Origin of the sequence: Chryseobacterium sp. G0201, assembly GCF_003815655.1 — a bacterium.
In the GTDB taxonomy this organism is placed as follows: Bacteria; Bacteroidota; Bacteroidia; order Flavobacteriales; family Weeksellaceae; genus Chryseobacterium.
Map to the genome: position 1 here is coordinate 2,679,268 of NZ_CP033917.1, position 12,487 is coordinate 2,691,754.

General features: G+C 33.0%; 11 protein-coding genes. 8 read left to right on the plus strand and 3 right to left on the minus strand.

Going from position 1 to position 12,487, the window contains the following annotated elements; genetic code table 11:
• Window positions 1-6: 6 nt before the first annotated feature.
• From aspA to EG348_RS12090, 4 genes are all read left to right on the plus strand, one after another.
• Window positions 7-1,407 (plus strand): aspartate ammonia-lyase, encoded by a 1,401-nt coding sequence (gene aspA / locus EG348_RS12075; protein ID WP_123983357.1) that lies wholly within the window; start codon window positions 7-9, stop codon window positions 1,405-1,407.
• Between the two features lie 8 nt (window positions 1,408-1,415).
• Entirely contained in the window at window positions 1,416-2,213 is a 798-nt protein-coding gene (locus tag EG348_RS12080) for a class I SAM-dependent methyltransferase (RefSeq protein WP_164463287.1), read from the plus strand.
• Window positions 2,214-3,068 (plus strand): glycosyltransferase, encoded by an 855-nt coding sequence (locus tag EG348_RS12085; RefSeq protein ID WP_123983359.1) that lies wholly within the window; start codon window positions 2,214-2,216, stop codon window positions 3,066-3,068.
• A gap of 182 nt (window positions 3,069-3,250) precedes the next feature.
• On the plus strand, window positions 3,251-4,315 hold the full coding sequence (locus EG348_RS12090) for a hypothetical protein (protein ID WP_123983360.1): 1,065 nt from the start codon (window positions 3,251-3,253) through the stop codon (window positions 4,313-4,315).
• A 48-nt stretch (window positions 4,316-4,363) separates the two neighbouring features.
• Here EG348_RS12090 and EG348_RS12095 read toward each other — a convergent pair whose 3' ends face one another.
• From EG348_RS12095 to EG348_RS12105, 3 genes are all read right to left on the minus strand, one after another.
• Complete coding sequence (locus EG348_RS12095; protein ID WP_123983361.1) at window positions 4,364-5,842, minus strand: lipopolysaccharide biosynthesis protein; 1,479 nt, start codon at window positions 5,840-5,842, stop codon at window positions 4,364-4,366.
• A gap of 9 nt (window positions 5,843-5,851) precedes the next feature.
• Window positions 5,852-6,646: an FkbM family methyltransferase gene (locus tag EG348_RS12100; protein ID WP_123983362.1), complete on the minus strand. Its 795-nt coding sequence runs from the start codon at window positions 6,644-6,646 to the stop codon at window positions 5,852-5,854.
• Window positions 6,647-6,796: 150 nt separating this feature from the next.
• The gene (locus EG348_RS12105) at window positions 6,797-7,462 is read right to left on the minus strand and encodes a DUF2461 domain-containing protein (protein ID WP_123983363.1); all 666 of its coding nucleotides are present in this window, start codon (window positions 7,460-7,462) and stop codon (window positions 6,797-6,799) included.
• A 276-nt stretch (window positions 7,463-7,738) separates the two neighbouring features.
• Between EG348_RS12105 and EG348_RS12110 the strand changes: the two genes are divergently transcribed.
• The 4 genes from EG348_RS12110 to EG348_RS12125 all read left to right on the plus strand — a co-directional run bounded on the left by EG348_RS12110 (window position 7,739) and on the right by EG348_RS12125 (window position 12,474).
• Window positions 7,739-9,454 (plus strand): DEAD/DEAH box helicase, encoded by a 1,716-nt coding sequence (locus EG348_RS12110; RefSeq protein ID WP_123983364.1) that lies wholly within the window; start codon window positions 7,739-7,741, stop codon window positions 9,452-9,454.
• 149 nt (window positions 9,455-9,603) lie between these two features.
• Window positions 9,604-10,242 (plus strand): DUF47 domain-containing protein, encoded by a 639-nt coding sequence (locus EG348_RS12115; RefSeq protein WP_072412441.1) that lies wholly within the window; start codon window positions 9,604-9,606, stop codon window positions 10,240-10,242.
• 14 nt (window positions 10,243-10,256) lie between these two features.
• On the plus strand, window positions 10,257-11,399 hold the full coding sequence (locus EG348_RS12120) for an inorganic phosphate transporter (protein ID WP_123983365.1): 1,143 nt from the start codon (window positions 10,257-10,259) through the stop codon (window positions 11,397-11,399).
• A gap of 103 nt (window positions 11,400-11,502) precedes the next feature.
• Complete coding sequence (locus EG348_RS12125; RefSeq protein WP_123985066.1) at window positions 11,503-12,474, plus strand: polyprenyl synthetase family protein; 972 nt, start codon at window positions 11,503-11,505, stop codon at window positions 12,472-12,474.
• Window positions 12,475-12,487: the final 13 nt, after the last annotated feature.

The window sequence follows — 12,487 nt, forward strand, 5'->3', positions numbered from 1 at the left end:
TCTGTAATGGAAAATTTCAGAAAAGAAAGTGATCTGTTGGGAGAACTGAATGTACCAATAGACGCTTATTATGGAGTTCAGACCCAAAGAGCGATTGATAATTTCAAGATATCGGGGCAATTGCTTTCTTCGTATCCTGACTTTATCAAAGGTTTGGCTTCTGTTAAAAAAGCTGCCGCAAAGACTAATTATGAATTAGGCTTGCTTAATGAAGATTTATATTTCAAAATAGCGGAAGTTTGCGACGAATTATTAGCCGGACAACTTCATGACCAATTTCCTGTAGATATGATTCAGGGCGGGGCAGGAACTTCAATCAATATGAATGCGAATGAAGTAATCGCTAATAGAGTATTGGAAAAATTAGGTAAAAATAAAGGTGAATACGAGTTTTGTTCACCAAACGATCATATCAATCTTTCACAATCAACCAATGATGCCTATCCCACAGCGATCAAAATGGGATTGTTGCAGATGAATGTAGGTCTGGTAGAAAGACTGAAAAAAATTGTTGATGCTTTCCGTGCAAAAGGGGAAGAGTTTCAGGATGTCATTAAAATGGGGAGAACCCAGCTTCAGGATGCTGTTCCGATGACGTTGGGACAGGAATTTGAAGCATTTGCAGCCAATTTGGAAGAAGATATTTCTAAATTGAATAGTAACGCAGATCTTTTTGTTGAAGTAAACATGGGAGCGACGGCGATTGGGACAGGAATTAATGCTCCGATTGGGTATGCAACACTTTGTGCTAAAAATTTGTCTCAGATTACAGGTTTTCCAATCGTTTCAGCGCCAAATTTGGTTGAAGCTACGCCGGACACAGGTTCTTACGTAATTTATTCTTCAGCAATGAAGCGTCTTGCTGTTAAGCTTTCAAAGATATGTAATGATCTAAGATTGCTTTCTTCAGGGCCAAGAGCCGGATTGTTTGAGATTAATTTACCTCCAATGCAGCCGGGATCATCCATCATGCCGGGAAAAGTAAATCCTGTAATTCCGGAAGTAGTTAATCAGGTTTGCTATAAAGTGATTGGAAATGATTTAACGGTGACTTTTGCAGCAGAAGCAGGTCAGTTACAATTAAACGTAATGGAGCCGGTTCTTTCTCATGCCATCATGGAAAACATTAATTTCCTTTGCAATGCTTTAGACACGCTTCGCGAAAAATGTGTTGTCGGAATTACAGCGAACAAAGAAGTTTGCTTAAATATGGTTAAACACAGCATCGGAATCGTTACAGCACTTAATCCTTACATTGGTTATAAGCAGTCTACACAGATTGCGAAAGAATCTTTGGAGACAGGAAATAGTGTATATAATTTAGTATTGGAAAAAGGAATACTTTCTCAAGAGAAGCTAGACGAAATCCTTGATCCTAAGAACATGCTGAAACCTCATAATAAATAAAATTTTCTGTGAGTAAGATCAACAAAACTGTCAAGGCATTACAAAATATAGCCCAGGATCCAAGCCTGCTTAATCTGGTGCTTAACGACAGAAATGTAAAGAAAAAAGAATTTCTTAAAAAATATCCTCATTTGGAAACCCTTCCTCAGATCAATCTTCTTGATCTGAGTGAAGGTTCTTTTGATGAAACTATCGATTTGTGCTTTCTGGACGGCGGTTCAATTCCTACAGATTTAGCCTTGTTAAAGACTTTAGCAAAAGGAAAGAAAAGTTATTTTGAAATCGGAACATGGAGAGGAGAAAGTGTTTGGAATGTTGCAAAAGTGATTAACGATTGCACAACTTTTAACCTTTCGGAAAAAGACCTTTTGGAACTCGGTGTAGATAAAAAATATGCCGACCTTCACGGAATTATTTCTAAAAAAAATCCTGAAATCCTTCACTTAGAAGGAAATTCAAAAACGTTTGATTTCGGAGGTTTAAACAAAAAATATGATCTAATTTTCATCGATGGTGATCATTGCTATGAAATGGTGAAAAACGATACTGAAAAAGTTTTTAAGCATCTTATGCATGAAAATACTGTTGTGGTATGGCATGATTACGCTTTTAATCCTGAAAAGATCAGATATGAAGTTTTTCAAGGGATTTTGGATGGTTTGCCTAAAGATTTTCATCAAAACTTATATCATGTAGCCAATTCGATGTGTGCGGTTTTTATTAAAGGTGATTTTAAAACCAAGGCTTTTGAAAGTTTACAGGAACCTGAGTTTTTATTTGAAGTAAATTTGAAAATAAAAAAATAGGTGAAATTTTTAATTATCATCCCTGCGCATAACGAAGAAGATAATCTCTCATTCACTTTAAACTCTTTACAACAGCAAAGTTTTAAAGACTATAAAGTTGTGGTGGTAAATGACGGCTCAACAGATCAGACGCCTGAAATTATCAAAAAATATACGGATCAGGATTCTCGTTTTGAAACCATAAATCTTCAAAAATCTGTTCATCAGCCGGGTTCAAAAGTGGTTAACGCTTTTAAAAATGGATTAAAAACTCAAGATTTGGATGAGTTTGACATCATTTGTAAGTTTGACGCAGATATTATTTTACCTGAAAACTATCTTGAAACTATCAAAAATTCCTTTCAAAATAACCCTAAAAATGGTTTGATTGGAGGACTTTTATATATTGATAAAAATGGAGAATGGGTGTATGAAGGAAATTCAAATAAACATCATGTGAGAGGACCAATGAAAGCATATAGAAAGGAATGTTTCATTGAAATTGGTGGATTGAGAGAAACTTTAGGCTGGGATAATATTGATTCTATTTTGCTTGAAAATTTAGGCTGGAAAGAAGTTATTTTACCAGAATTACAGGTGAAATTAATCAAAGTAAAAGGCGCAGATTACACCGTAAAAGAATCTGATTATTATGGAAGATATTTTTATTTTCTGGGTCTAAAAAGATTTCTCGCTTACATCGCATCTTCAAAGGAAGCTATGAAAAGTAAATCGATCCCATTTTTCTTTCAAATTATTAAGTCTTACGAAAACTGCAGATCAAAAAAATTAGAACTAAAAATCACGAAAAACGAGCAAAAAGTTATCAACAATAAGCGTTGGAAAGCGTTGAAAAAGAAGTGGTTGAAGATGTAGTTGTTTTTTTTAATTATAAAAATTTATACTATTATTTAATCGTAAACTTTGTCATTCCGCAGGAATCTAAACCCCAATTATGAAAGGTATTGTAGAGATGCTTCCAGCATGACAAAGATTATGAAAATAAAATTGTGTTTAAAAACTTTGCGTTGAAAAATATAAACTAACCAAAACTTAAAGTGAAAAAAATAGCCTACATAGAAATAGACACGCACGCAGAAATTGCACAGGATTTTATAGAAGTCATGCAGGATTCTCGTGAATTTGAAGTAGATTATTATTTTTCACAAAGAATTAAAAATCAGATAAAAGAATCAAAAGAAAATATATTTCTGTCTGACAGTTCAATGATTATGGATCAGTTGAAAATTAAAAAATATGATCTAATCATAATAGGAACTGTACATCGCTATTTTAATACTTTTCAGGCTGTTACTGAGAAATTTAATACAGCAATAATAGTTCATAACATTAATTTTACCAATATTTCAAAATCTGATTTAATTAAAAATGTCTTGAAAAAAGATATGATCTACAGATTAAAATTATGGTGGAAAGAAGGACTTTTTTATTCATCAAAAGTGTATAAAAAGGCAAAAAATCTTTTGGTATTAGATCAGGAATTAGCTTCTGAAAAATATAAATTCCTTCCTCTTTTTTACACTAAAAATATTCAGAATTCTGAGAATAAAGTATTAAAAATAGTAATTCCCGGAGGTGTTTCTCAAATGAGACGAGATTACAAAAGAGTATTTTCAAATATAAGAAAATGGGAAAACGATTTAAAACAAGGTTCACAGTCAGATAGCAAATTAATTGAATTTATATTTCTGGGAAAAGCTGAAGGACAGGAATTACACGAAATAATTGACTTAGAAAAATCTTTAGAACATATTAATATCACCTACTTTTCAGAACGTGTTTCTCAAAATGATTTTGAAAGATGGATGAGTGAAACTGATGTTTTATGGTGCCCGATCCAACAGGAAACTGAGTTTTTCAGTCAAAAAGAAATCTACGGAACGACTAAAATGACGGGGAATCTTGGTGATGCCATTAAGTATGGAAAACTGGCTGTTTTTCCTAAGAATTATCCCTCAAAATTAGATTTTATTATTCCTGAGAACGATAATTTATTGGAACAGTTTATCCAACTGAAAAATATTAAATTCGATTTTCAAAAAAATTATAACAAAAAATCAGTTCAGAAAAATTTAGAAAATGTTTTAAATAATCTGATTTAAAGCTAAAAACTAAACACCAAAAACTAAGAACTAAATACACCAAATATCCTACTTTATCTTCAAAACGCTTTTAATAAATTTAGCATTCAAATAATCCTCAATCGGGAAGATTTTCGTGAAATAATTTCCGATATAAATTAATACTAAAACAACGGCCGGTTTGTAAATCAAATTGATAAAATTATTATCAAAAGTAGGCAACACGATGGCAACGGTTATTGCTAAAGTACAGATAATTGACACGAATATCATTTCAATCGTTAACGGAGAAACTTTAAAAACAACATAATTAAAAATGATTTTAATAACATTGTAAGTCGTCAGTGAAATTGCTGTAGATAAGGCGATTCCTATTAATTTAAGATCTGTATTTTTGATGAAATAATAGTTTAGTCCGATCGTTAATCCTGCCAGTAAAAGCATCACCAAAATATTGAAACGGTAATATTTAGAAAGTGAAATAATATTCCCGTTAAATCCTGTCGCAAGATCAACCAAAACTGCTGATCCCCAGATCCAAACTACAGGCTCGTATTCTCTTAACATGGTTCCGTTTTTAGGCATAAACTGCGTTAGAAAAGGAAACCCTACCATGATGCACGAAAACAAAACGGCACCTAAAAAATATAAAGATAAAGACGTTTTTTTGTGAAATCTATCCAGTTCTTCCATATCTCCATCTGCCAATGTTTTATTGATAATGGGTGCTGAAATATTGAATAACCCCAATTGTGGAATTGAGATCAAAGATATTAGAGCATATAAAACTGAGTAAATTCCGACTTCTTCCATTCCTAAAAATTCACCAATCATAAAGCTGTTAATAGCTAAATAATTACCAAATGTTCCTAGAAATCCAAAAAAACTATAATTAAAAAACTCTTTCCAGAAATTATTTTTCTTAAAATAATCTGTGCTGAAATCAAGCTGTATTTTTTCTAATTTATTGGTGTAATAAACATATCCTAAAAGCATTAAAGCAAAGATCCCAAAGAAAAAAGCAAATGCAATTTTCTGTGATAAAGCGAAATAAAAGAATAAACAAAATGCACCTAAATTGGCTATTTTAGGGAAAAGATTATCAAAAATATTAGAAACAACGATTCTTTTATAATTGGAAGTGTATTTATTGAAAATTGCACAAAACGAAAGAATTAAAATCAAAGGAAGAATCATTTCCTTCGTCTTCCAGGCTTCCGAAAGTCTGAATTTTGGATAAAAATAGGGTAGAACGAAAAATATTATACTGAAGACAACGAAATTAATAAGAACAGTAAGCAAAGAAAGTGAAAGCATATTCTGTTTTTTGCTGTCTTTTTCTACAGTATGAAAAAATTTCACATTCGAGTAAGAAATTCCTAAAACAACAAAAGGAACCAGCATTTCTGCAGTAGGAAGGATGTAGCGCAATTTTCCGTAAAATTCAAAATCATAAGGGAAAATGAAAATTGCAGAAATTGTACCCAACAAAAAACCAAGATAACCGATAATGGAATATTTGAAGCCTTGCCTCGCTACTACGCTCATAATAATATTTTAAAGGTTCTTAGGTATAAAAATAATGTTGTTGATGTATTCCGTTTTATTTTTTTCGTCGTTAGTGTTTTGTGTTAAGATTTTTTCCGTAAGTTTTTCAAGCTCAAAATTACGTCTGTTCAGATATCTGGCTTCATATCCCCAAGTTTCAACTTCAGAAATCTCATTCCAGATAGGTTTGTCGTGATGTCTTTGTTCCATCTCAACCATTAAAGTCGGTAAAAACTGCTGAATGGTCTTTTTAGCACCCAAAAGTGTTTTCATTTCGTTTCCTTCAACGTCTATCTTGATGAAATCCAGTCTGTTGAAATATTCTATCGCAGCCCAGTCATCTAATTTCATCACTTTTACCTTTTCAGTATAGCTTTTTTCTTCACCTTTTTCTTTATACAAAGTATTCAGCGTTCCTCGGGACGCTATCATTTTACCATTAATGATCGGAACTTTGAATTCAGCGGTTGTATTTTCGTCAGAAAGTGCTAAAGGAAGAACGCTTATTCTAGGGAATAATCTTTTTAATCGTCGATACAGTTTTTTGTTGGGTTCAAAAGCGTAGATATGATCATGATCCAACTTGTTTTCCAACTGATAAAGGAAGGTTCCAACGTTGGCTCCAATATCCAGAATTACGGCTGATTTGTGCAAATATTCTTTGATCCAGACCAATTCTGGTTCTACATTACGTGCCGAAAAATTATCTTTATTAAGATGGTTTAAGGTCTTAAAATATCTTTTTTTATAGAAATTCGGACTAATATATTGTAGTTTTTCTGCAATTCTTTGGTATAAAGACATCCTTATTTTTTTGACGAACAGCAAAGATAAGCAAAAATGTTAAACTAATGTTAATTTTGTTTGATTGTAATCGTTTGATTATCAGTAGTAAGTGTAAGACTGTTTTATATAAAATGATTTTTTTATCTAAACATTAACTGTGTTATTGATTTAAGCAAACGGTGTATTCAAAAAATCATTAAAGGGTTTCATGACTTTAAAAATATTCGCCATATTTTTTGCTGCATTTTTATCTAAAACTTCTTCGTCTTTTAAATTATAAACCACAATGAAGCTTTTTAGTTTTAAATATTCGCCCATCGGATCTTCTTTTTCAAAACCTTGCGGAACTTTTTTTAATTTATCACCTTGATCAAGTTCAGGGAAGTGTTTTTTGAAATCTTTATTGTTGATAATTTTAATGAAATCATCTCCATATAAAGAAATTTCTTTTCTCACCTCCTTCAAAACAGAAGATTCGGGCATATAAATTCCGCCTGCCAAAAATGATTTTCCGGGTTCGATGTGAAGGTAATATCCGCCTTTCTGACTTCCTTTTCCCATTCCTAAAGAGGCTCCGAAATTGGTTTTGTAAGGGATTTTATCTTTCGAAAATCTTGTATCTCTGTAAATCCTGAATAATGCTTTTTTAGGATCTAATTTTGCCAGCTCTTCATCAAATTCTCCCATTTCATTGATCAAATCTTCAAGAAAAGAAATTACATTTTGCTGAGATTCTGTGTAAAGATTTTTATTTTCATTAAACCATTCGCGATTGTTGTTTTTGGTTAACTTTTTTATGAAATCGAATGTTTTTGTAGAAATGGTAGCGGACATGTTTTTATTTTAAATCAAATTTAATTAAATCTATTATATTATGCCAAATTTTATATTTGTTTTGATGATTCATAATTATTTAACTTAATAACAAATAATTTAATAATCGCCGTCCTGATTGAGGTTTTGTTACATTAAAAATAAAAATTTTATGGTTTTTCTGTTGAAATTTTAAAATATTTAAGGTTTTGGAAATTAAAATTATTAATTCCGTAATATTATATAAAAAGAAATTCAAATATTTATTGTATATTTGCAGAAATTTTATAATATTTAATGAATTTATTTACGGAGTCCAATTTAAGTCCTGACATTCTTAAGGCAGTTGGCGAACTGGGTTATGAAAGCCCAACAGAAATCCAAAAACAGACTATCCCTTTTATTCTTTCAGATATTCGCGACTTGATCGCACTTGCGCAAACAGGGACAGGCAAAACAGCAGCGTTTTCGCTTCCGATTTTGGATATGATTGACGATACGAGTCGCAAAATCCAATTTTTGGTGCTTTGCCCGACACGAGAACTATGTCTTCAGATTTCTAAAGACATAAAAAATTATTCCAAATACATGAAAGACATCAAAACTACAGCAGTTTACGGTGGAAGCAGTATTATGGATCAAATTAGATCTCTAAAGGACAAGCCACAAATCATTGTAGGTACTCCAGGAAGAGTTATCGACCTTATCAACAGAAAAGCATTAGACTTTTCTGCTATTCATTGGTTAGTTTTAGACGAAGCTGATGAAATGCTTTCAATGGGTTTCAAAGACGAATTGGAAACAATTTTAAGAGAAACTCCTGAAACAAAACAAACTTTCTTATTCTCTGCAACGATGAATAAAGAAGTGGAGAGAATTTCTAAAAATTATCTTACAAAACCACACCGTATTTCTGTGGGTTCTATTAACGAGGTTAAAAAGAACATCAAACATGAATATTACGTTGTTGGGTACCGTAACAAAAAAGAAGCTCTTAAGAGATTAATTGATGCAAACCCTAACCAGTATTCAATTTTGTTCTGTAGAACAAGAATGGAAACTCAGGAAGTTGCAGATTTCTTAATGCAGAATGGTTACGCAGCTGATGCTCTTCACGGAGATCTTTCTCAGGCGCAGAGAGATACTGTAATGAAGAAATTCAGATTGAAAAATATCGATATTTTGGTTGCAACGGACGTTGCGGCGAGAGGATTGGATGTTGATTCATTAACTCACGTTATCCATTACTCTTTACCTGATGATCCTGAAGTATTCGTTCACAGAAGTGGAAGAACAGGTAGAGCAGGAAAAGACGGGATTTCAATCTCTTTAATCAAGCCTGAAGAAAGCAGAAAATTAAAGCAGATAAAATCTACAACGAAAATTGATATCGTTGAAAAAATTATTCCAACAGGAAAAGAGGTTATCAAAGCTCAGGTTGGAGGAGTTTTCGAAAAATTATTCACAGAACACGAAGATATATTCGACTTTGATGACAGCCTGATCCCGGATCTAAATGCTTTCACAAAAGAAGAATTGGTTCACAAGTTATTGCAGTTCCAATTGAAAGATCTTGCATTGTACTACAAAGATAAACATGATCTTGTTGAGCAGAAATTCAGCTCTAGAGATGATGACTATCCTAGAAGAGACAGAGATAGAGGTCGTGACAGAGACAGAAGCAGAGGAGATCGCGATAACAGAAGTGGAGACAGAGACAGAGGAGGAAGAGAACGTGCTGGAAAACCAAGAAGAAAAAATGAAGATATGGTAAGATTCTTCTTCAACTTGGGTAAGAAAGATCAATTGAAAAAATTAGATGTTTTAGATATTATCAACAAAGCAACTACACCTGCGGGAGGTAGCAAAAAAAGAGCTGAAATTGGTGACATCGAAATTTTAGAGAAATTCTCTTTCTTTGAAATTGAAAAATCATTTAAAGGAGAGCTTTTGAATAATATTGCATCAATGAAATTCAAAGGGAAAGACATGAGAGCTGAAGAGGCGAATTAATACTCATTCCAAACTATATAAACCGGCATCAAGCCGGTTTTTTTGTTTGATAATCAGGCGGTAAGCTAATGTTAACAAAACTTAACGTCAGATAGTTTCAGGTAAGGTGCTTTTTTAGGAAATTTGCACAAAATTATAAATACTTAAAAATGGGAATTGGTAATATTTTCCACGCTTTTCAACCAAAAGACAAAATCTTCTTTGTGCTTTTCGAAAAAGTAACAGAGAACCTAGTTGCAATGTCTGAAGAATTCAACACCGGTATCAAAGATTTCGATCTTAACGATGACTCTATGTTGAAGAAAATGAGCGACTATGAACACAAAAACGATGAGCTTACTCATGAAATTTTTGTAGAATTGGGTAAAAACTTTATCACTCCTTTCGACCGTGAAGATATTCACACGTTGGCTACTGGTTTAGATGATATCGCTGATTATATTTACGCTTCAACAAAATATATCTTCTTATACAAATCTCCTGAGCTTAAGGCTTATTCAGATTTCTCTCTATTGATTCACAAAGCTTGTCTGGAAATCCAGAACGCAATGAAAAACCTTAAAGGGTTTAAAAATATGGAGCAGGTAAAAGAAGCTTGTATCAAAGTAAATTCTATTGAAAATATTGCAGATGATCTTCTTTCTAATTCTATGGTAGAATTGTTTGAAACAAACGATGCTATCAATATTATCAAAGTTTCATCTGTACTTAATTATCTTGAAATAGTAACCGATAAGGCAGAAGATGTTGCCAATACTATTGAGAACATCATGATTAAATACGCCTAAACAATATAACAAAAATGGAATTTCCGATTTTACTTGTAGTTATTATTGCACTGGCTTTAATTTTCGATTATATCAATGGTTTTCATGATGCGGCCAATTCAATCGCTACTATTGTTTCTACAAAAGTTTTAACTCCATTCCAGGCTGTACTTTGGGCAGCTCTTTGGAATTTTGCGGCTTTCTTTATTGCTGCTTATATTATTGGAGAATTTAAAATTGGTAATACAATTGCCAAAACGGTTAACGAGAACTTTATTACATTAGAAGTCATATTTTCGGGTCTTATCGCTGCGATAGCCTGGAACCTTTTAACATGGTGGTTTGGGATTCCTTCATCATCATCGCACACTTTGATCGGTGGATTCTTAGGAGCGGCTTTAATGCATGCTTTTATGATGGATTATCATGATGTGGTGGCTACTCAACCTAGTTTAGGGACTTGGGAAACTTTTAAAGCAGCTGCTTATCAGGTTACACAGCAGAGCGTTGTTAAATTTGATAAAGTGATTCCTATTTTCTTATTCATTTTTATGGCTCCGATTATAGGGATGATCATTTCGATCATTATTACGCTAATCATTGTTCATCTTTATAAAAAATCGAATCCTCATAAAGCAGATCAATCATTTAAGAGATTACAGTTGGCTTCTTCAGCTTTGTTTAGTTTAGGACATGGTCTGAATGATGCACAGAAAGTAATGGGTATTATTGGAGCTGCGATGATCTATTATCACGTGAATATGCTTCAGGATCCTGTTTATCTTAATATTCCTTCTGCGGGACGTTTCGATTATTTTGCACAACATTATATTTGGGTTCCTTTGGTTTCTTTCATCGCAATTGCATTGGGTACAATGAGTGGCGGTTGGAAGATCATTAAAACAATGGGAACTAAAATCACAAAAGTAACTTCATTGGAAGGGGTAAGTGCTGAAACAGCGGGTGCAATTACTTTATTTATTACAGACCATTTTGGTATTCCTGTATCTACAACACACACGATCACAGGTTCTATCATCGGGGTTGGATTAACAAAAAGAATTTCCGCAGTAAGATGGGGGATTACCGTAAGCTTACTTTGGGCTTGGGTATTAACGATTCCTATCTCAGCAATTGTTGCCGGAATTACCTATCTTTTGGTTACATTTTTAACTTAAAATAGAAATTTAAATAACAATCATAAACTTTGTCCATTTGGGCAAAGTTTTTTGTTTTATAAAGCCCTGAAAAATCGTATTTTTGTGGAAATTATATGATTTTATGGAATTTTTAGACAGATACCAACAAATTGTTGCGGACGCCATTACTAAGTACACTTTTAAAGATAAACCTACGGAATTGTATGATCCGATGAATTACATCATTTCCCACGGTGGAAAACGTCTTCGTCCGATCATGGTTTTAATGGCTTGTGATTTATTTGGAGGTGATCTTAAACAGGCGATAAAACCCGCTTTGGCGATCGAATTTTTCCATAACTTCACTTTGATCCATGATGATATTATGGATGAAGCTCCTTTAAGAAGAAATAAACCTACGATTCATACTTTACACGGGATCAATGTAGGAATTCTTTCTGGGGATGGATTAATGTTAAAGGCATATAAATTCTTTGAAGATCTTGAACCTGAGATTTTTAAAGCTTGTGTTAGGATTTTCACGCATACCGGACTTTTACTATGTGAAGGTCAACAATACGATATCAATTTTGAAACACAGGAAAATGTGACGTTTGATGATTATATCAGAATGATCACGTACAAAACAGGTGTTTTAAGCGCATCTTCATTCGAGATCGGATCATTGATCGCTAAAGCTAATTTTAAAGATGCTAAAGCAATTTTCAATTTCGGAAAACATATCGGGATCGCTTTCCAGATTATGGATGATTATTTGGATGTATTTGGAGATCAGGCTCAGTTTGGAAAAAAACATGCAGGAGATATTTACGAAAACAAAAAGACGGTCCTATATCTGATGGCGAGAGAGCATGCAACAGACGAAGAAAGAAAAGAACTCGACTATTGGTATTCTAAAAAGACAGATAATATCGACAAAGTTTATAATGTTGAAAAGATCTTCAGACGAACTAAAGTTGACGAAAAAGCCTTGCGTTTGATCGAAAAACACAACGAGATCGGTCAAAGCTACCTTAAAAAAATAGATATTCCGGAAGAGAAGAAAAAGCCCTTCATAGAGTTGGCAAATTATCTTTTGAGAAGAGAGAGTTAAAATATAGGTAACA